This is a genomic window from Pseudomonas sp. A-RE-19 (genome assembly GCF_019956555.1).
In the GTDB taxonomy this organism is placed as follows: Bacteria; Pseudomonadota; Gammaproteobacteria; order Pseudomonadales; family Pseudomonadaceae; genus Aquipseudomonas.
This window is the reverse complement of sequence record NZ_JAHBDQ010000070.1, coordinates 62,725-83,310: the sequence shown is the minus strand read 5'-3', so window position 1 is coordinate 83,310 and position 20,586 is coordinate 62,725. Positions and strand designations below refer to the sequence as shown.

19 protein-coding genes and 1 pseudogene are annotated in these 20,586 nt (G+C 58.5%); 5 read left to right on the top strand and 15 right to left on the bottom strand.

Annotated features, from left to right (window positions below; genetic code table 11):
* Nucleotides 1–11 precede the first annotated feature (11 nt).
* The 3 genes from KGB14_RS25815 to KGB14_RS25805 all read left to right on the top strand — a co-directional run bounded on the left by KGB14_RS25815 (nucleotide 12) and on the right by KGB14_RS25805 (nucleotide 2,168).
* Nucleotides 12–362, top strand: coding sequence for a type II toxin-antitoxin system RelE/ParE family toxin (locus KGB14_RS25815; RefSeq protein WP_223490197.1), 351 nt, complete (start codon nucleotides 12–14; stop codon nucleotides 360–362).
* On the top strand, nucleotides 352–666 hold the full coding sequence (locus KGB14_RS25810; protein ID WP_223489915.1) for a helix-turn-helix domain-containing protein: 315 nt from the start codon (nucleotides 352–354) through the stop codon (nucleotides 664–666). Before KGB14_RS25815 ends, KGB14_RS25810 begins: the two co-directional genes overlap by 11 nt.
* Before the next feature lie 176 nt (nucleotides 667–842).
* Nucleotides 843–2,168, top strand: coding sequence for an OprD family porin (locus tag KGB14_RS25805; protein WP_223489913.1), 1,326 nt, complete (start codon nucleotides 843–845; stop codon nucleotides 2,166–2,168).
* A gap of 194 nt (nucleotides 2,169–2,362) precedes the next feature.
* Here KGB14_RS25805 and KGB14_RS25800 read toward each other — a convergent pair whose 3' ends face one another.
* From KGB14_RS25800 to KGB14_RS25760, 9 genes and pseudogenes are all read right to left on the bottom strand, one after another.
* Entirely contained in the window at nucleotides 2,363–2,884 is a 522-nt protein-coding gene (locus tag KGB14_RS25800; RefSeq protein WP_223489911.1) for a hypothetical protein, read from the bottom strand.
* A complete protein-coding gene (locus tag KGB14_RS25795) occupies nucleotides 2,842–3,135 on the bottom strand; it encodes a DUF1778 domain-containing protein (RefSeq protein ID WP_223489909.1) in 294 nt (97 codons plus the stop codon). Before KGB14_RS25795 ends, KGB14_RS25800 begins: the two co-directional genes overlap by 43 nt.
* Before the next feature lie 295 nt (nucleotides 3,136–3,430).
* Nucleotides 3,431–3,816 (bottom strand): annotated as a pseudogene (locus KGB14_RS25790) (DUF6124 family protein).
* Between the two features lie 446 nt (nucleotides 3,817–4,262).
* Nucleotides 4,263–4,631, bottom strand: coding sequence for a DUF6124 family protein (locus KGB14_RS25785; protein WP_223489906.1), 369 nt, complete (start codon nucleotides 4,629–4,631; stop codon nucleotides 4,263–4,265).
* A gap of 509 nt (nucleotides 4,632–5,140) precedes the next feature.
* A complete protein-coding gene (locus KGB14_RS25780) occupies nucleotides 5,141–5,473 on the bottom strand; it encodes a DUF2790 domain-containing protein (RefSeq protein ID WP_223489904.1) in 333 nt (110 codons plus the stop codon).
* Nucleotides 5,474–5,553: 80 nt separating this feature from the next.
* Nucleotides 5,554–5,754 carry a co-regulatory protein PtrA N-terminal domain-containing protein gene (locus tag KGB14_RS25775; RefSeq protein WP_223489902.1) on the bottom strand — a complete coding sequence of 67 codons (201 nt, stop codon included), beginning with the start codon at nucleotides 5,752–5,754 and terminating at the stop codon, nucleotides 5,554–5,556.
* 200 nt (nucleotides 5,755–5,954) lie between these two features.
* Entirely contained in the window at nucleotides 5,955–9,107 is a 3,153-nt protein-coding gene (locus tag KGB14_RS25770; RefSeq protein WP_223489900.1) for a CusA/CzcA family heavy metal efflux RND transporter, read from the bottom strand.
* 52 nt (nucleotides 9,108–9,159) lie between these two features.
* On the bottom strand, nucleotides 9,160–10,365 hold the full coding sequence (locus KGB14_RS25765) for an efflux RND transporter periplasmic adaptor subunit (RefSeq protein WP_223489898.1): 1,206 nt from the start codon (nucleotides 10,363–10,365) through the stop codon (nucleotides 9,160–9,162).
* Nucleotides 10,366–10,414: 49 nt separating this feature from the next.
* On the bottom strand, nucleotides 10,415–11,695 hold the full coding sequence (locus KGB14_RS25760) for a TolC family protein (protein WP_223489897.1): 1,281 nt from the start codon (nucleotides 11,693–11,695) through the stop codon (nucleotides 10,415–10,417).
* Nucleotides 11,696–12,175: 480 nt separating this feature from the next.
* On the opposite strand from KGB14_RS25760, the gene KGB14_RS25755 reads away from it, so the two are divergent.
* Entirely contained in the window at nucleotides 12,176–12,850 is a 675-nt protein-coding gene (locus KGB14_RS25755) for a heavy metal response regulator transcription factor (protein ID WP_223489895.1), read from the top strand.
* The gene (locus KGB14_RS25750; protein ID WP_223489893.1) at nucleotides 12,847–14,256 is read left to right on the top strand and encodes a heavy metal sensor histidine kinase; all 1,410 of its coding nucleotides are present in this window, start codon (nucleotides 12,847–12,849) and stop codon (nucleotides 14,254–14,256) included. The genes KGB14_RS25755 and KGB14_RS25750 overlap by 4 nt, the downstream gene beginning before the upstream one ends.
* 312 nt (nucleotides 14,257–14,568) lie before the next feature.
* Here KGB14_RS25750 and KGB14_RS25745 read toward each other — a convergent pair whose 3' ends face one another.
* From KGB14_RS25745 to KGB14_RS25720, 6 genes are read right to left on the bottom strand one after another with little or no spacing between them, the layout of a single operon-like run.
* Nucleotides 14,569–16,311 carry an extracellular solute-binding protein gene (locus tag KGB14_RS25745; protein ID WP_223489890.1) on the bottom strand — a complete coding sequence of 581 codons (1,743 nt, stop codon included), beginning with the start codon at nucleotides 16,309–16,311 and terminating at the stop codon, nucleotides 14,569–14,571.
* Nucleotides 16,312–16,358: 47 nt separating this feature from the next.
* Nucleotides 16,359–16,631: a DUF2160 domain-containing protein gene (locus tag KGB14_RS25740; RefSeq protein ID WP_223489888.1), complete on the bottom strand. Its 273-nt coding sequence runs from the start codon at nucleotides 16,629–16,631 to the stop codon at nucleotides 16,359–16,361.
* A gap of 10 nt (nucleotides 16,632–16,641) precedes the next feature.
* Complete coding sequence (locus KGB14_RS25735; RefSeq protein WP_223489886.1) at nucleotides 16,642–17,442, bottom strand: carbohydrate ABC transporter permease; 801 nt, start codon at nucleotides 17,440–17,442, stop codon at nucleotides 16,642–16,644.
* Nucleotides 17,443–17,450: 8 nt separating this feature from the next.
* Nucleotides 17,451–18,317, bottom strand: coding sequence for a carbohydrate ABC transporter permease (locus KGB14_RS25730; protein ID WP_063343097.1), 867 nt, complete (start codon nucleotides 18,315–18,317; stop codon nucleotides 17,451–17,453).
* On the bottom strand, nucleotides 18,314–19,429 hold the full coding sequence (locus KGB14_RS25725; protein ID WP_223489884.1) for an ABC transporter ATP-binding protein: 1,116 nt from the start codon (nucleotides 19,427–19,429) through the stop codon (nucleotides 18,314–18,316). Before KGB14_RS25725 ends, KGB14_RS25730 begins: the two co-directional genes overlap by 4 nt.
* Nucleotides 19,429–20,523: an ABC transporter ATP-binding protein gene (locus KGB14_RS25720; RefSeq protein ID WP_123358321.1), complete on the bottom strand. Its 1,095-nt coding sequence runs from the start codon at nucleotides 20,521–20,523 to the stop codon at nucleotides 19,429–19,431. Before KGB14_RS25720 ends, KGB14_RS25725 begins: the two co-directional genes overlap by 1 nt.
* Between the last annotated feature and the right edge of the window lie 63 nt (nucleotides 20,524–20,586).

Below are 20,586 nucleotides of genomic sequence, written 5' to 3'. Positions count from 1 at the left end.
ACGTACAAAACATGGATGCTCTTTTTATCGAATTACCTGCGTTTCAGAAACACCGCGATGACTATCTGGATGACGATCTGTTTCGCAGCTTTCAGTTGGAGCTGCTAAAAAACCCCGAAGCGGGCGATCTCATTGAAGGCACGGGCGGACTGCGAAAAATCCGCTTTTTTGATCAACGTCGCGGCAAAGGCAAGCGTAGCGGGCTTAGGGTGATTTATTACTGGTGGTCAGGTTTCGATCAATTCTGGCTGTTCACCGTGTATAGCAAAAACGAGCAAGAAGATCTGTCGCCTGACCAGAAAAAACTTTTCAGACAAACGCTGGATAGAGAAATCAACACGAGAACCCACTATGAAACGTGACATTTTTTCCGAACTGATGGAAGGCCTCGAAGCCTTGGCTGACGAGCGCCAAGGCAAGGTCACGCTGCGGACCCACAAGGTCAAGCTGCCGGAACTGGTACCCATCACTGCCGAGGAAGTGGTAGCCATCCGTCAACAGCTCAATCTTTCCCGGTCGGTGTTCGCCATGTATCTACGCACCAACACCCGAACCCTCGAAAACTGGGAACAGGGACGGGCAACACCAAATGCCCAAGCCACGACACTGATCCGCTTGGTTGAACGCTTTCCGCAAACAATCGAACAACTCGCAGCGCTGACCTGAACGTGCAGGGTTGTCATTCCACCCACATGACGAAATTGTAATTCCCCCATCACCTTGGCGTTATCCGCAGCTTGCAACGATGTCACCCGGCGACCATGCCGGCGGGCCCTTGCCCGCCGAACAATAAAACCTGCGCCGAAGCACGTTCCCGTTCTGCCGAACCCAAGGAGTGATTGATGGTTAACAATACAAAAATGTCGATGGCCGCTTTAGCGGTGGTTGTCGGCTCCGGGCCGTCCATGGTGTTGGCGGAAGATAAAGCCGAGGGGTTTATCGAGGGCAGTAGCCTGACGGTGCTCAACCGCAACGTCTACTTCAATCGTGATCACCGCAACGGCCAGTCCAGTCCCACCGGCAACGGTTATTCCGAAGCCTGGGCCCACGCGGTCATCAGCAAGTTCGAATCCGGTTTCACCCAAGGCACCGTCGGGGTCGGTGTTGATGCGTTTGCGATGATCGGCTTGAAGCTCGACACCGGTGACGGTCGCAACGGTGGCCGCAGTTCGTTTGATGTGCTGCCGGTCAACAGTGACGGCGAAGCGCGGGACGAATACACCAAGTTCGGTGGCGCCGCCAAAGTGCGCGCCTTTGATACGGTGATCAAGGTGGGCGATGTGTTCCCCGCCACCCCGGTCGTGGCGGCGGGTGACTCCCGTTTGTTGCCGGAAAGTTTCCGCGGCGTCACGGCGACCAACACCAGCGTCGAGGGTCTGTCGGTCCAGGGCGGTCGACTGCATGCGATGAGCCAACCGGTGTCCAGCGACATGCGCGAGAACTTCGCGACCTTCTATGCCGGCCCGGTCAATTCGCCGTGGATCGGTTATTTCGGCGGTGACTACTCGCTGAACAAGAACCTCAGTTTCAGCCTGTATTCCAGCCGTCTCAAGGATGCCTGGAATCAGTACTACGCTGGCACCGCATGGACTTACCCACTGTCGGATGACCTGTCACTGTTTGGCGGCCTTAGCTATTACAAGGCTGTCGACGAAGGCAAAAAGTTGCTCGGCGAATTCGACAACAACATCTGGAGCGGCCGCGTCGGCGTGAAACTCGGTGCCCATTCCTTCGCGCTGTCGCACCAGCGCAACAACGGCAATGACGATTTCGATTATCTGCGCCAGTCCGATTCGATCTTCCTCGACAACTCCATCCAGTACAGCGACTTCAACTCGCCCAAGGAACGTTCGTGGATGGTGCGCTACGACCTCGACATGACGACCTATGGCGTGCCGGGGTTGTCGTTCATGACCCGTTACGCCCGGGGCACCGACGCCGACTACTCCAACGCCAACGCCGTGTACATGCGTCGCGATGCCGACGGCAACCCGCTGACCGACCAGAAGCGCTGGGAGCGCGACATCGAAGTCAAATACGTGGTGCAGAGCGGCTCGCTGAAAGACATGTCCTTGCGCCTGCGCCAGGCCACAACCCGCGCCACGGCATTTGAGTCGGATCTGGATGAAGTGCGGGTGATTGTCGAATATCCGCTGGCGATTCTCTGATTTCACGGTTAATGCAAATTCACCTTTAGAAGCTCCTTGCTCCTTTGGTAAGAGGTGAATCTTTTGGCGTCCTTCGGGGCGCCTTTTTTATACCCTAGGATTGCCAGCTGCAAGCTACCGTAGATCGCGACCTGACTCAGTACCCATGCTGCACTCTCGGCATAATCAACCCGCTATTGCGACAACATCGAGTGCTAGCGCAGCGGCAGCATCAGGGTAATAGGGGAAATGCCTGGGCACGGAATAAATCCCGCGTACTTAATGTAGAAATTTGACAGGCGGTCGTTAAGTGGGTGGACGATGATTGCGCTCGAGCCGATAGATTGGGATGCGTTGATGGCTCGCTCAATCGCATCCTGCAGCAAGTCGATGGCGAAACCCTCACCCTGAGCTTCGCGTGTTACTCCCATACGCCCTAGTAGCGTCACTGGATGGACGCTTGGTGAATTGCGTTGATGACTTTTCGGCATGACGTTGGCACGAGCGACTGAACCGCTCGACAGAGTGTAATAAGCCATCACGATCGACGTGGCTTTGCGGCAGCTGACATAAACAACCGCCTGTTTAGCGGCTTGCGCCTTTCGTGCCTTCTTTTGCAGGTATTGATCGATGGACACTTCACCCGAATCGAAGTCATCAAGCTCGTGATGATCGTTAAGTCTTTCGGGTGCGGTCAGCTCCACCGCTTTGGACGTGCGAGCAGTTGGTGCAGGCATTCGTTACCTCGGGCCGGGTTGGCTTCAATAGCCTGTTCGAATGCGTCAAATGCAACGTCGTCGAGAAGGAACAATCGTTTATCCAGAATCACTTCTTCAGCTTTTTGACACGCTGCTTCCAGGATAAAGCTTGTGCGATCACGACCGGACATGGCAGCTGCCAGATCGATCAAGTTACGTTTCTTTTCGTCCGCTCTCATGTTGATTGGAACGGGTTTGGATTTTTCAACGCTTTCAGCTGTGGTGGACATTGTTCTGTTTCCCATCTGGGTAGGTGATGTTGGAGCCGGAGCCTCCTTATGGCATTAGCACATCAGCATGTATTTGCTTTTCATTTTTTTGACTCCTTGAGTGGCCCGGAGAGACTTGGGCCATGCTGCTTAACGTGAGATCTAACGTTTTAGGTGTGAAGCCATGAAGGCGGCGTCGGAATCGATTCTATACCGACCGTATAGCTAATGCATATACGCGTGTAGCTTTCTGATATACGGTCGACGCTCATCTAAATGTGGCGAGAAACAAAACTCTCGCCACATTGCTCAACACCTAGGCAGTCACCTCAACGTTATCCAACGCCTGATTCACCGCCAGTTCGCCCAACATGACCACTTGTGCAATACCCAGCAAAGTCTTGCGGTGGGTGCCTTCCAGCAGCGCGGCGAAGTCACCGAGCATGACCGTGGCCGAGGACAATGACTCGCTGGCATTGGTCAGCAGGGATTCGGGGTCGGCTTTGGGATTGGCGAAATACATCTGGTTAGGGGTGTAGGGCGTGGCCATGACGTGGGCGGTAGGGTTCAGGTAGTAATCGAGCGCACGTTCGGCAGCTTCGTCGAGTTTTTTTTTTTGGAGTTGATGGTGGTGTAGGGGGACGTTGAGTCGGCGTCCGCAACGGCGTCTGCTTCGGGAGGGTTGGGTGTTGGCTTTTTCATGATTTTGGTACTCAGTGTGATGGTTGGAGCTGACCCGTTCGGTTCCAATCGAAGGGGTGGCAGCTGTACGCAGGTTGGAACCCGGGCCACTGAGCAAAACCCGACAGACTCGAAGTCTCCCGCGCACAGCCGCCATAACGGAGTGCACACCATCAAGGTGCGCAAGCATACGTCATGAAAGGCGCTTTTGCTTTCAGTGGAGCCGCGGGGTTCCAATCCCGGTCGCTGAATTGGCAGCGACGAACACAGGCTAGAGACCGGACGTCCGACGGACAACCTGAAAACATTGTGGGAAGCTTCTGTACTTGCGCCACATCCGTTAAACATCCCGAATTGAAATACACACGCGTAGGAGCTGCCGAAGGCTGCGATCTTTTGATCTTGAAAAGCAAAATCAAAAGATCGCAGCCTTCGGCAGCTCCTACAGGGATTGCGTTGTGGGAGAGTTACTCACCCGGCTCGACGTTATCCAACGCCTGATTCACCGCCAGTTCGCCCAACATGACCACTTGTGCAATACCCAACAAAGTCTTGCGGTGGGTGCCTTCCAGCAGCGCGGCGAAGTCACCGAGCATGACCGTGGCCGAGGACAATGACTCGCTGGCATTGGTCAGCAGGGATTCGGTGTCGGCTTTGGGATTGGCGAAATACATCTGGTTAGGGGTGTAGGGCGTGGCCATGACGTGGGCGGTAGGGTTCAGGTAGTAATCGAGCGCACGTTCGGCAGCTTCGTCGAGTTTTTTGGAGTTGATGGTGGTGTCGGGGGACGTTGCGCCGGCTTCTGTTTCGGGAGGATTTGGTGTTGGTTTTTTCATGATGTTTCTCTCTCTTTGATAGTTGCAGCTGGCCCGTTCGGTTTCCAAGCGAATGGGTGGCAGCTGTACGCAGGTTGGAAACCCGGGAGCGAGCGACCCGGTCGACCCGAAGGTCTCCCACGCACAGCCGCCATAACGGAGTGCACACCATGAAGGTGCGCAAGCATACGTTATGAAAGGCGCTTTTGTGCTCTCTTACCTCCGGGGTTTCCAGGCCCGGTCGCTGAATTGGCAGCGACGAACACAGGCTAGAGACCGGACGTCCGACGGACAACCTGAAAACATTGTGGGAAGCTTCTGTACTTGCGCCACATCCGTTAAACATCCCGAATTGAAATACACACGCGTAGGAGCTGCCGAAGGCTGCGATCTTTTGATCTTGATCTTTAAAAGCAAAATCAAAAGATCGCAGCCTTCGGCAGCTCCTACAGGGGGGGCCGACATCAGTTGCCGCATTTGCAGGAAGGAAAGCGGTGTCAGTTGCCGCATTTGCAGAGAGGGAAGCGGTGTTAGCCACCGCGTTTGCGGCAATCGCCTGCCACTGTGTATTTGATGGTGTTGAGTTGGCCCTGAGAATCTTCGTAGGTCATGGCGGTGGGTACTGCGGTGCAGGCATCTTGCGGCCGCACAATGCTCACCACTTTGACCACGTCCAGCTTCATTCCGTATGCGTAGTCTTTCACCACCGGCGCAGGTTTTCCCTGGCTGGCAGCGTACTGCTCCATGGCTTTGGCGTTGGCATTGAACGCCCTCTCAAACGTCCTGTCACCGCCGCCTTCTGCCAGCGCATTCAATGACATCGCCATCACGCCGACGAACGCCATCCACTTAACAACTTTCATATCCAATACCTTCAAATCCGGGCTCAAAAAAAAAGCCCAGCATCGGCAATCGATGACGGGCTCGTTCAAGTGCGACGCGCTTACAAGTCTTGGTTCTTGTCGTTTTTCTTTTCATTCACGACGACGGGATCACGTGCCTGTTCCTTGGCAACAAACAGCTCCATGGAGCGGTCATTGGCCGCCATCATTTTCTCGAAAGTTCTGTCACCGCCGCCTTCAGCCATGACCAGAGAAGACATTACCAACGCCACTGCAAAGGCACTCAGTTGTGCAAATTTCATGTTTGATTCCTCGTTTAATTAACTAACGGGATCAAGGTAACAATCCGAACCTTTCGTGACGGTGGCGCGCAAATTACATATCCGTTATCTGGCGCAAAAACCTGTGGGAGCGAGCCTGCTCGCGATAGCGGTGGGTCAGTCAACATTGATGTTGAATGGACTTGCGCCATCGCGAGCAGGCTCGCTCCCACAGGGATCACCTACTTAGCCGGTGTCACATCTTCCTCACGCCGATGCGCCAACTGATACAGCACCGGCAATATCAGCAGCGTCAAAATGGTCGAAGACAGAATCCCGCCAATCACCACCGTCGCCAGAGGACGTTGCACCTCGGCGCCAGTGCCCGTCGCCAACGCCATGGGAATGAAGCCCAGGGACGCCACCAGCGCCGTCATCAACACCGGTCGTAGCCGCGTCAGCGCGCCTTCGTTGATCGCGTCGCCAAGGGAGCGCCCCTCCTCCCGCAGGTTGCGGATGAACGCGATCATCACCAGACCGTTGAGCACTGCCACCCCCGACAGCGCAATAAATCCGACACCCGCCGAAATCGACAACGGAATGTCCCGCAACCACAACGCCATGACGCCGCCCGTCAACGCAAACGGAATCCCGGTGAACACCAGCAAGCCGTCCTTGAGGTTGTTGAACATCATGAACAGCAGCCCGAACACCAACAGCAACGCGACCGGTACCACGATCTGCAAGCGTTTGGCCGCCGATTGCAACTGTTCGAACTGCCCACCCCAACGGGTCCAGTAACCGGCCGGAACCTGAACATCGCGCTCGATCACCTCGCCCGCTTCTTTAACGAACGAACCGATGTCACGACCGCGAACGTTGGCGCTGACAATCACCAGGCGCTTGCCGTTTTCACGGCTGACCTGATTCGGGCCCAGCACCAGATCGAGGCTGGCGACTTCCTTCAACGCAATAAAACCAATCTGATCGGCAGCCCCATTGAGCGGCGCCGGCACTGGAATCAGCAACACCGACAGACCTTCGATGTCCTTGCGCATGGCATCGGACAAACGCACCACCATGTCGAAACGCCGGTCGCCTTCATACAGCGTCCCGGCTTTACGCCCGCCGACCGCCACCGCAATGGTGTCTTGCACATCGCCGACGTTGAGCCCGTATCGCGCCGCCTTGTCGCGGTCGATGTTGATGGTCAGCACCGGCAGGCCGGTGGTTTGCTCGACCTTGACCTCGGACGCGCCATTGACCTTCTGCATGGCAGCAGCAATTTTCGCAGCCGTGGCGTTGAGCACGTCCATGTCATCGCCGAACACCTTGACCGCCACGTCGCTGCGCACGCCGGAGATCAGTTCGTTGAAGCGCAACTGGATCGGCTGGGACAATTCATAGTTGCTGCCCGGCAGCGTCGCAGCGGCTTGTTGCAGTTCGGCCATCAGGGTCTGGCGAGACTTGCCCGGGTCCGGCCACTGCTCTTTCGGTTTGAGCATCACGTAGCTGTCGGAGATGTTCGGCGGCATCGGGTCGGAGGCGATTTCGGCGGTGCCGGTGCGGGCGAACACGCGCTCGACTTCTGGCACTTTGCCCAGGATCAGGGTTTCCAGGCGCTGCTGCATATCGACCGACTGGGTCAGGCTGGTGCCCGGCACGCGCAAGGCTTGCAGGGCAAAGTCGCCCTCACTGAGGCTCGGCACAAACTCGCTGCCCATGCGGCTGGTCAGTACGCCGCTGAGCACAATCACACCCAGCGCCGCGCCCACCGCCACGGCGCGATGAGACATCACCCAGGCCAGCGCCGGCGCATAGGCTCGCCGCGCGCCGCGCATGACCGCCCCTTCCTCTTCTTTGACTTTGCCGGTGACGAACAGCGCGATGGCTGCCGGGACAAAGGTGACGGACAAGAGCATGGCGCCCAGCAGCGCAATCACGACGGTGAAGGCCATCGGGTGGAACATTTTCCCTTCGACACCGTTCAGGGCGAAGATCGGCAGGTACACGACCATGATGATCAACTGGCCAAAGATCAGCGGTCGGCGTGCTTCTTTGGCCGCTGCAAAGACTTCGTGGAAACGCTCGGAACGGGTCAGCAAACGCCCGTGATGTTGCTGTGCATGGGCCAGCCGCCGCAGGGTGTTTTCGACGATTACCACGGCGCCATCGACGATGATCCCGAAGTCGAGGGCACCGAGGCTCATCAGGTTGGCGCTGACCTTGTTGCTGAACATGCCGGTGAAGGTGAACAGCATCGACAACGGGATGACCATCGCGGTGATCAGCGCGGCGCGGATGTTGCCTAAGAACAGGAACAGAATCGCGATCACCAGAATCGCGCCTTCCACCAGGTTCTTTTTCACCGTGGCGATGGCTTTGTCCACCAGGTGCGTGCGGTCATACACCGGGACGGCGACCACACCTTCAGGCAGCGAGCGATTGATCTGCTCAAGCTTGCTGGCCACTGCCTGGGAGACGGTGCGACTGTTTTCACCGATCAGCATGAACACGGTGCCGAGCACCACTTCGCGACCGTTTTCGGTAGCGGCACCGGTACGCAGTTCGCGACCGACGTCCACGGTCGCGACGTTCTTGACCCGGATCGGCGTGCCGTCGACGTTGGCCATCACGATATTGGCGATGTCCTCGGTACTCGCCACCTGCCCGGGCGCACGAATCAGCAGCTGCTCGCCGTTGCGCTCCAGGTAACCGGCGCCGACGTTGGCGTTGTTGCGTTCCAGCGCCGTGACCAGATCGGTGAGGGTCAGTTTGTAAGCCGCCAGCCGTTTCGGGTCGGGGGCGATCTGGTATTCCTTGGCGAAACCGCCGATGGTGTTGATCTCGGCCACACCGGGGACGTTGCGCAATTGCGGCTTGATGATCCAGTCCTGAATCACCCGCAAATCGGTCGGTGTGTAGGCCGAGCCGTCGTCCTTGAGCGCCCCTTCCCTGGCTTCCACCGTCCACAGGAAAATCTCGCCAAGCCCCGTGGAAATCGGCCCCATCACCGCTTCGGTGCCTTCGGGCAATTGCTCCTTGGCGATCTGCAAGCGCTCGTTGACCAGTTGCCGGGCGAAGAACAGATCGGTGCCGTCCTTGAAGATCACCGTGACCTGCGACAGCCCCGAACGCGACAGCGAACGGGTCTGCTCCAGCGCCGGCAAACCGGCCATGGCGGTTTCAATCGGGAAGGTGATGCGTTGCTCTGTTTCCAGCGGCGAAAACCCGGCGGCACCGGTGTTGATTTGCACCTGGACGTTGGTGATGTCGGGCACGGCGTCGATCGGCAGTTTTTGATAACTGGCGATGCCGAGGCCGGCCATGAGCAAAACGGCGAGCAGCACAATGATGCGCTGCTCGATGGCAAACTGGATCAGGCGTTCGAACATGAGAACCTTCTCGTCGAGGGGGCGGATCAGTGGGAGTCTTCAGTGAGCGTCTTTAATGAGAGTGTTCAGCCGAGGCTTTACCCAGTTCCGATTTGAGAACGAAGCTGCCGGCCGCGGCGACTTGTGCGCCGGGTTCCAGGCCCTGCGTGACTTCCACCTGACCGGCTGCGCGACTGCCCAGCTCCACCGCTTGCGCCTTGAAGCCGTCGTCGGTGCGCACGAACACCGTGGGTTTGTGCTCGACGGTCTGGATGGCGGCTTCGGGTACGGCGACTTTGGCCTGACGGCTGTCAGTCGCCACCAGCGCGGTGACGAACAGTCCGGGGCGCCACGAGCCTTGCGGGTTGTCCAGGGTGACGCGAACGGTGGCGGTGCGCGTCTGTTCACCGAGCAAACTGCCGACGTAGGCCACGGTGCCGGCGACTTCGGCATTCAATTCCGGGGCGCTGACGGTGACCGGTTTACCCACCTGCACCTTGGTCAGATCCTTGGGCGAAACGCCGAAAGTCACCCAGACCCGGGACAGATCCGAGAGCGTGAAAGCACTCGTGGCTTCGTCGACCACTTCCCCCGGCGTCAGGTGTTTTTCCACCACTACGCCGTCGAACGGTGCGCGCAGCTCATAACGATTGCCGCCGCTGGCGACCATGCTGCCGCTGAGTACGCTGATTTTTTGTCGGGCATTGTTCAGGGCGATTTCGGCTTCTTCCAACGCCTGTCGGGCCTGGAGGAAATCCTGTTCGGCGGAAATCTTGTCCTGCCATAACTGCTTCTCGCGCTCATAGGTGGTGCGCGCCAATGCCAGACGTCGTAGCGCCGCAGCCTGCTCGCTGCGCTGATCAGAAACCTGCTGACTGGCAATCACCGCCAGCAATTGGCCCTTCTTCACCGTCTGCCCGAGATTGACCGATACCGACTCGACCACCCCTGGCACTCGCGGCACGACGTGGGCGGTGCGGTCTTCGTCAAAACGCACTTCGCCGGGGAACGGCAAACCAAGGCTGATGCTTTGCGACCGCGCTTCGGCCAGTTGAATACCTGCCGAGGCGATTTGCTCGACGCTCAGTGTCAGGTGTCCCTCTTCGCCCTCACCTTCGGCGTGCTCACCATCGGCTGCGGCGCCCTCTTCGGCATGATCGGCATGCTCCGCCGCTTCATCGGCGTGGACGTCAATGGGTGAGTTGCCCGTCCATGTCGAACCGATACCCATGCCCAGCGCCAACGTCGCCACCGCGACAACGATCAGTTTTTTATCCATGGAAACTCCTCTGCGTCAGGCCATCGCGCAGTGATCTAAAAGATGAAATTCAGGGGCTGACCGCAAACGCACCGAGATCGCCAAAAATGCGTTCGATGCGCACCCGCGCGTCCGTTGCTTCAGCAACGGCCTGGATGTACTGCGTGCGGGCGCTGATCAGGGTGCGCTGGGCGTCGAGCACGTCGAGGAAGCCGAACTTGCCCATTTCGAAACCGCGCGTGGCAGTGTCGACCGCACTCTGCGCGGCGGGCAGAATGGTCTGGTTGAACGCGTTGACTTCGCCGTTGGCGGTCTGCCATTGCTCAAGGGTGGTCTGGATGTCCGTGCGCAAGCGCAGCTCGGTGGCGTTGCGCAGATCCCGCGCCTGATCGGCGCGCCGCGCTGCCGCCAGCACGTTGCCCTGATTGCGGTTGAACAGCGGAATCGGCATCGACAACCCGACCACGTTCACCCGCTCGCGCTCCAGTTCGCTGTACTGGCTGCCGACACTCACGGTCAGATCGGGAATCCGCTGGGCCTTCTCCAGACCCAATGAGGCTTCGCGCTGATCGATCTGCAATTTGGCCAGTCGCAACTCGGCGGTCTCATTCAGACGCTCAAGCAACCGGGTCGCTGGCGGCACAGTGGACATGCCTTGCGCGGCCGTCTGCACATTGACCGACATCGGCAACGGGGCGCCCATGACCTGCGCCAGTTGCTGGTAGGCATTGGCCTGGTCGCGCTCGGCGCGGCTCAGTTCCAGGCGCACTTGCGACAATTGCACCTGCGCCCGCGTGCCTTCGACCGGCGACGATTTGCCCGCCTCGATACGCCCCTGCGCCACCCGCAAACCGTGCTCGGCCAGTTGCAGCGACTGACGCGACAACTGCAACCGCTGCTGCGCAGTCTGTGCGCTGGAGAACGCTTGAATCACATCAGCACGCAGAGCGTTGCGCTTGCGCTCCAGTTCGATCCCGGCCGCATCCTGAGCGCGGCTCGCGACGTCGATACGTGCGCCGCGTTTGCCACCCAGCTCAATCGGCTGACTGATCAGCACCGTTGTGGTTCGCGAATCGCGCCGGGTGTCTTCGGCCTCCCACGACAGTTCGGGGTTGGGGATCAAACCGGCTTGCTGTCGATCCCCTTGGGCAATGCCGATTTCCCACTGGGCGGCTGCCAAGTCAGGGTTGCCAGCAAACGCCGTTTGCAGGGCCTGATCCAGCGTCAGCGTCGAGCCGGACGAAACCGCCGCCAAACCGGGGCCGGCCAGCAACAAAAGGCAGCTGGCCGTGACCACCGCTCCTGTTTTTTTCAGGCGTGATCGCGCCGTCAGTTCTCTTAAACCGGGCAATTGAATACTTCCTTTTTAAATCAAGAAAATTCGATGCCGCCACGGTAGGGTTTTGAACTTATCGACAAGGTGACTGGAACATTACAAATTCGTTATCCACGGCCACGACAAGTTGTTTTGCTCTAGCATGCAAAGTGCAAAATCCGATATAGCAATATATAGAAACAAATGCCCTATGGTTATCCGTCGAACAGCACTTGTCTGAATTCAATTCCCATGAGGCAGATGAACTTTCCGTTTCATCCGGTGCGACATGCCGTCGCAGAGAGCAAGCTTAAAGGCTCAAAACCAAGGTCTTCAGTTGACCCTGTAGCCACTACAGACTTTATCCTGCACGCCTTCAGCTGGAGATCTCTCTGTAGGAAAACAGGAAACAAGACAACTAGTTGTTACTGAAACACGTCCGGAAGCCCCTACAAAAACAACAACTTTCCCGGCCACCTTAATTAAATACCCATTGAATAAACAGGGTGACTGATCATGCGAATTCTTGTCGTCGAGGACGAGTTTAAAACTGCCGAATACTTGCATCAGGGATTGACGGAAAGTGGTTATATCGTTGACCACGCGGCCACCGGTGCCGATGGACTGCACTTGGCCCGACAGCAGGTGTATGACCTGGTGATACTGGACGTCAATCTGCCGGAACTGGACGGCTGGGGCGTGCTGGAACAACTGCGTCGCACCCACTCCACCCGGGTGATGATGCTGACCGCACGGGGTCGTTTGGCAGACAAGATCCGTGGCCTCGACCTGGGTGCCGACGATTATCTGGTCAAGCCATTCGAGTTTCCGGAATTGCTGGCGCGGGTGCGCACCCTGATGCGCCGCAGCGAGAACATTCCGGTGCCGCAGGTGCTCAAAGTCGCCGATCTGGAACTCGATCCCGGACGCCATCGCGCGTTCCGTGGCGAACAACGCATCGACCTCACCACCAAGGAGTTCGCCCTGCTGCACCTGCTGATGCGCCAGTCCGGCGAAGTGCTGACCCGCACCCAGATCATCTCGTTGGTGTGGGACATGAACTTCGATTGCGACACCAACGTGGTCGAAGTCTCGATCCGCCGTCTGCGGGCGAAAATCGACGACCCGTTCGACAACAAATTGATCCATACCCTGCGCGGTGTCGGCTATGTGCTGGAGGCCCGGGAATGAAGCCTGCCAGCCTGTCGCTGCGGCTAGGTCTGACGGTCAGTATTCTCGGGGCACTGCTGGTGGTGTTCTTGGCGATCCTCGCGTATTTCGCCCTGACCCATGAGCTGAACGCGTTATCCAGAGACAGTCTGGAAAGGAAAATGGAGCAGGTTGAACACAGCCTGTCGCTGTACACCGATACCGGCGAAATCAGCGCGAAACCGCATATCTTGCTCGATCAAGTCATGGGGCACGACAACCTCACCCTGACCATTTACGACCGGACCAACTGGCGCACGCCGCTGCTCAAATCCGGCTCCGGCATGGCCGATCCGCGCCAACAAATCAAAGCGGTCCGGTCGGTGACCGATCAGTTGGCCTACTCCGCCAGCACCGACGCAAAGGGCGCAAAATTCCTCACCGCCTCCCGACTGATCCGCATCAAGGACGGCACCAGCGTCCCGGTGCTGCTATCGATGGACAATGCCCACGATCAGGCGCTGCTCAATGCTTATCTGCGCTCGACATTGATTGCTTTACCGTTGCTGCTGATCTTCATCGGTCTCAGTGCCTGGGCGGCGGTGCAGCGCGGTCTGGCGCCGATGCGCGAGTTTCGCAAGGTGGCGGCGATGGTTTCGACGCAAGACCTCGACCATCGGCTGTCGGTGGTGAACATGCCTCAGGAACTCAGTGAACTGGCACAAGGCATCAACTTCATGCTGCACCGCCTCGACAGCGGCGTGCAGCAGTTGTCGCAGTTCTCCGACGATCTGGCCCACGAACTGCGCACGCCGATCAACAACTTGATGGGCAAGGCGCAGGTGATACTGTCCCGGGAGCGCACGGCTGAGGAATACAAAAACGTGTTGGTGTCCTGCACTGAAGAGCTGGAGCGCGTCGCACGAATTGTCTCGGACATGCTGTTTCTGGCCCAGGTCAGTCACCCGTCGGCGCTTACGCCGTTCGAGTCGATTGCACTGGAGGATGAAGCGCTGAAAGTCGCCGATCTGTTTTCCCTGTCGGCTCAGGATAAGCAGATCAACCTGATCGTGGTCGGTAGCGCTCGGGTGCTGGGCGACCGCTTGATGATTCAACGGGCGATCTCCAACCTGCTGTCCAACGCCCTGCGTCACTGCCCGGCCGGGCAAACGGTTTCACTGCTGATTGAACAAGGGGCGACACAGGTCTCGCTGCTGGTCAGCAACCCCGGCGTGGGGATTGAAGCGCAGCATCTGCCGCACCTGTTCGACCGCTTTTACCGGGTCGACAGCAGCCGGTCCCGCTCGCAAGGCAGCACCGGACTGGGCCTGGCCATCGTGCGCTCGATCATGAGCCTGCATCAGGGGGTGGCTGAGGTGAAGAGCTTGCCGGGTACGATGACGGTGTTCAGGTTGGGGTTTCCCGCGGTTGAAGGGGTGGCGCGCTGAGGTGTCAGGCTTCAGATCTGCACTGTCAGGGCCGGCCTCTTCGCGGGCAAGCCACGCTCCCACAGGTTTCACTGGTGTTCACATATCTTGCGAACAACCGAGCCCCTTGTGGGAGCGTGGCTTGTCCGCGAAGGCGTCGGGTCAGTCGACATTGTTTTGAATGTCAGTCCGCCATCGCGAGCAGGCTCGCTCCCACAGGTTTTGCGGCGGACACAACCGACCAGTGTGGGAGCGAGCCTGCTCGCGATTGGCGGCAAAAACACCAAAGAAAACGGCACCTCACGGTGCCGTTCGCCTTCCACGGTTGAGCTTTTACTTACGCGCATCCGCCCACGACTTGAGCAGTTCGTTGTAGCTCACGGTCTCGCCTTTCGGCTTCTCGTTGGCCAGTTTCGGCTTCGGTGCGCCTGGCTGGTCGAACCAATATTGCGCGTCGCGTTCCGGGTTCATCTTCGGCGCGCAAGTGGCTTGGGCCTTGGAGCGTTCAAGCCGCGTCATGATTGCGTCCTGGTCCTTGGCCAGGCCATCGAGTGCTTGTTGCGGGGTTTTCTCGCCGCTGGCGGCTTCGGCGATGTGGCTCCACCACAGTTGCGCCAAGCGCGGATAGTCCGGCACGTTGGTCCCGGTCGGGGTCCATTGCACGCGGGCCGGGCTGCGGTAGAACTCCACCAGACCACCGAGTTTCGGTGCCAGATCGGTCATTGCCTGCGAGTTGATATCCGACTCGCGGATCGGCGTCAGGCCGACGATGGTTTTCTTCAGCGACACGGTTTTCGACGTCACGAACTGCGCGTACAGCCAGGCGGCGAGTTTTTGTTTCTCAGGCGTGGACTTCATGAAGGTCCAGGAACCCACGTCCTGATAACCGAGCTTCATGCCCTCCTCCCAGTACGGCCCGCGAGGCGATGGGGCCATGCGCCATTTCGGCGTGCCATCGGAGTTCATTACCGGCAGGCCCGGCTTGGTCATGTCGGCGGTAAACGCGGTGTACCAGAAGATCTGCTGGGCGATGCTGCCCTGAGACGGCACCGGGCCCGATTCGGAGAAGGTCATGCCCGCCGCTGCCGGAGGCGCGTAGGCCTTCATCCAGTCGACGTATTTCTGCGTCGCATACACCGCCGCCGGACCGTTGGTGTCGCCACCGCGAGTGACGCTGGAACCGACCGGGTGGCAATCCTCGACGCGAATGCCCCACTCGTCCACCGGCAAACCGTTGGGCAGGCCCTTGTCGCCGCCACCGGCCATGGAGAACCACGCATCGGTGAAGCGCCAGCCCAGGGACGGGTCTTTCTTGCCGTAGTCCATGTGCCCGTAGATCCGTTTGCCGTCGATTTCCTTGACGTCTTCGCTGAAGAATTTGGCAATGTCTTCATAAGCCGACCAGTTCACCGGCACGCCTAATTCGTAGCCGTACTTTTCCTTGAACTTGGCTTTCAGCTCCGGCCGTTCAAACCAGTCAGCGCGGAACCAGTAGAGGTTGGCGAACTGCTGGTCGGGCAGTTGATAGATCTTGCCGTCCGGCGCGGTGGTGAAGGAAATGCCGATGAAGTCTTTGATGTCCAGGGTCGGCGAGGTGTAGTCCTTGCCTTCGTTGGCCATCAGGTCGGTGATCGATTCGGTCTTGCCGTAGCGAAAGTGCGTACCGATCAGGTCCGAGTCGTTGACCCAGCCGTCATAGATGCTCTTGTCCGATTGCATCACGGTCTGCAGTTTTTCCACCACGTCGCCTTCTTGCAACAGGTCGTGGGTGACCTTGATCCCGGTGATCTCGGTAAAGGCCTTGGCCAGCACCTTGGACTCGTATTCATGGGTGGTCAGGGTTTCCGAGACGACCTTGATGTCCATCCCGCGAAACGGCTCGGCCGCCTTGATGAACCATTTCAATTCCGCGAGCTGCTGATCGGCCGTCAGGGTGGACGGTTTGAATTCACTGCCAATCCATTTTTTGGCGGCGTCTTCATAGGCATCGGCCCAGGCCGCAGCGCTCAACCCGCTGAGTGCCAGCATGGCTGCCAATGAAACGCTATGTCGCAGCTTATTGTTTTTGTCGAACATAGAGACCTCCTTTTAGGGTTTCGGAGCAACTTTGCCGAGCGATTCGACTAGCCCCAACGCATCACAGCCAACAGCCACACCAGGGACAACGCGAACGCCACCCAGATGCTCCAGTCGGTGACGCCGATTACCAGCAAATGCAGGTAGGCGCTGCCGAGAAGACCGATAAACAACCGATCGCCACGGGTGGTGGCAATCGGCAAAAAACCACGCCGAAGAATGCTCGGCGAACGCAGTTCCCAGGTCGTCATGCCCACCAGAATCAGGCCAATGACACCGAAGAACGCCGCTGTGGGGGTGGTCCAACTCATCCATTCCATCATCAGCTCCTCAGACCCGGCCCAGGGCAAAGCCCTTGGCCACGTGGTTGCGAACAAACCAGATCACCAGCATGCCCGGCAGGATGGTCAACACCCCCGCCGCCGCCAGCACGCCCCAGTCGATGCCGGATGCCGAGACCGTGCGGGTCATCACCGCCGCAATGGGTTTGGCGTTGACCGAGGTCAGCGTTCGCGCCAGCAACAGCTCGACCCAGGAAAACATGAAGCAGAAAAACGCCGTCACGCCGATCCCGGAGCCGATCAATGGGACGAAGATCTTCACGAAGAACTTGGGAAAACTGTAGCCATCGATGTAGGCGGTTTCGTCGATTTCCTTGGGGACACCGGACATGAAGCCTTCAAGAATCCACACCGCCAGCGGCACGTTGAACAGGCAATGAGCCAACGCCACCGCGATGTGGGTGTCGAACAAACCGATCGAGGAGTACAGCTGGAAGAACGGCAGCAAAAACACCGCCGGCGGCGCCATGCGATTGGTCAGGAGCCAGAAGAACAGGTGCTTGTCACCGAGGAACCGATAGCGCGAGAACGCATACGCGGCCGGCAATGCCACGCTCAGGGAAATCACCGTGTTCAGGCTCACGTAGTACAGCGAGTTGAGGTAACCGCTGTACCAGCTCGGGTCGGTGAAGATCACTTTGTAGTTGGCGAAGGTAAAACTCTGGGGAAACAGCGTCAGACCGCCGAGGATTTCGGTGTTGCTCTTGAAGGACATGTTCAGCAGCCAGTAGATCGGCACCAGCAGGAACAGGATGTAGATCAGCAGCGGGATAAGCTTTCTCTTGCTCATGGCGGGCCTCACCGATTGGCGTCAGAGTGAGTCATGGCGGTGTAGAACAGCCACGACACCAACAGGATGATCAGGAAGTACACCAGCGAGAATGCCGCCGCCGGGCCAAGGTCGAATTGCCCTACGGCCATTTGGGTCAAGGTCTGACTCAAGAAAGTCGTGGCATTGCCCGGACCGCCACCGGTCAGCACGAACGGCTCGGTGTAGATCATGAAACTGTCCATGAACCGCAGCATCACTGCGATCAGCAACACGCTCTTGAGCTTGGGCAACTGGATGTGTCGGAAAACCGCCCAGGCCGACGCCCGATCGATCCGTGCGGCCTGGTAATACACGTCCGGAATCGCCCGCAGACCGGAGAAACACAACAACGCCACCAGTGACGTCCAGTGCCAGACGTCCATCACCAACACCGTGACCCAGGCGTCCATGGTGTTGGATGCATAGTTGTAGTTCAGGCCCATGGCCTTGAGGCTGGCGCCGAGCAGACCAATGTCCGCGCGACCGAAGATCTGCCAGATGGTGCCGACCACGTTCCACGGAATCAGCAACGGAATCGCCAGCACGATCAACACCACCGAAGACCAGCGGCCCTTGGTCGGCATGGTCAGGGCGATGGCGATGCCCAGCGGGATTTCGATCAGCAACACGCAGCCGGAGTAGATGAACTGGCGCAGCAACGAGTCATGCAACCGTGGGTCGAGCAGCACCTGCTTGTACCAGTCGGCGCCGACGAAGTAGCGGCTGGACTGGTCGAAGATGTCCTGCACCGAGTAGTTGACCACGGTCATCATCGGGATCACCGCGCTGAACGCCACCAGCAGAAACACGGGCAACACCAGCCACCAGGCCTTGTTGTTCTGCACCTTGTTCATGGCTGCACCTCGTTCATGGCGTTCGCTTCCAGCAAATAATCATCGGCATAGACCATCAGCCATTGCGCCGGAAAGCTGATGTACGCCGTGCCTTCGGGCACCGGTTTGTCTTCGGCCAGACGTACTTTCAGCGGCGCGCCATCAAGGTTAAGTGTCATGATTTTGTAGGTGCCCAGGTCTTCGACGTGTACGACCTGTGCCTGCATCGCGTCATCAAAGGATTCTTCCCACACATGGACGAACTCCGGACGGATGCCGACCTTCAGGGTTTTCCATTCGGTGTCGGCGATTCGTTTCTGCATCGCGTCGGACAACGGCAAGTGGGTCCCGGCGAAACCGACACCGCCGGCTTGCGGCTGGACCTCGATCAGGTTCATCCCCGGGCTGCCAATGAAATAACCGACAAAGGTGTGGCTCGGCCGCTCGAACAATTCCCGTGGCGTACCGAACTGCACGATTTGCCCGCCATACATCACCGCGATCTTGTCAGCGAAGGTCGAAGCTTCGAGCTGGTCGTGGGTGACGTAGACCATGGTGATGTTGAACTGCTCGTGGATCTGCTTGAGCTTGCGTCGCAGCTTCCATTTCAGATGCGGGTCGATCACCGTCAGCGGTTCATCGAAGAGGATCGCCGACACGTCATCGCGCACCAGCCCACGGCCCATTGAGACTTTCTGTTTTTCATCGGCGGTGAGGTTGCGCGCCTTCTTGTGCAGCAACGCCTGAAGGTCGAGGACTTCGGCGATTTCATGCACCTTGCTGTAAATTTTCGCTTCCGCCATGCCCTGATTGCGCAACGGGAAGGCCAGGTTATCGAACACCGTCATGGTGTCGTAGACCACCGGAAACTGGAAAACCTGGGCGATGTTGCGCTTTTCCGGGGTCAGTTCGTTGACCACTTTGCTGTCGAACAGCACTTGGCCCTGGGACGGGCTGAGCAACCCGGAAATGATGTTGAGCAAGGTCGACTTGCCGCACCCCGAGGGTCCGAGCAGCGCATAAGCGCCGCCCTGCTCCCAGACGTGGTCCATCTCGCGAATCGCGTAATCCTCAGGGCCGGTCGGCGTAGGGGTGTAGCTGTGGGCAAGGCTCTGCAAACGGATTTCGGCCATCAGGCAACCCTCGCAATGCGGCGACCGGGCGCCTGAACCAGCCGCCCCTGCATATCGAACACAAACAGTTTATGGGTCGGGATATAGATGCGAATCGGCGCGTCGACGTCGTATTCATGAACACCCGGCAAATGCAGCACCAGCAGGAAATACTCGTTGCGCACGTGCAGGAAGGTTTCCGAGCCGCTGATCTCGGCCACTTCGACGGTCACCGCCAGTTCCAGATCGTCATCGTTGCTCGGCACCAGCGAAATGTGGCTGGGGCGCACGCCGAAACGGAACTCGCCCTCGCCCACCGGGCGTAGATCGACGTTCAACGGGAAATGCACAAAATTGGCGAAACTGACTTCGTTGCCGGCGATGCGCCCCGGCATCAGGTTGATCGGCGGCTCGGAGAACAGCTCAGCCGCCAGCACCGTTTGCGGCTGGTGATAAACCTCGGAGGACTTGCCGCTCTGAATCACCCGACCTTCGTGAAGAATCGTGGTGGTGCCACCCAGCGCCAGGGCTTCGTTGGGTTCCGTGGTGGCATAAATCGCGATGGTGTGCCGGGCCTTGAACAGCTCGCGCATTTCCTGACGCAGCTCTTCACGCAGCTTGTAATCGAGGTTGACCAGCGGCTCGTCGAACAGAATCAGCTCGGCGTCCTTGACCAGCGCCCGGGCCATCGCCGTGCGCTGTTGCTGGCCGCCGGAGAGTTCCAAAGGATGGCGCTGGAGGAATTTCTCGATGCGCAACATCTTCGCGGTTTCCAGCACTTTGCTCTGGATCAGCTCATTGGAAACACCGGACTGGCGCAGGGGTGATGCGATGTTCTCGAACACCGTCATGGTCGGGTAATTGATGAACTGCTGATAGACCATCGACACATTGCGCAACCGCACCGGACGCTGGGTGACGTCGACGCCGTTCATCAGGATGCGGCCACTGTCGGGCTTGTCCAGACCTGCCATCAGGCGCATGAGGCTGGTTTTGCCGGACAGCGTGCGACCGAGCAAAACGTTGAACGATCCGGGTTCGAAGTTAAGGCACGCATCGTCGATCCAGGTCTGGCCCTCGACGGTGCGACTGACGTGCTCCAGGATTAGTGACATGGCTCGGCCTTTTTATTATTGGAGTCAAGCGACCGGAGCACTACAGCGACATTCGTGCCAGAA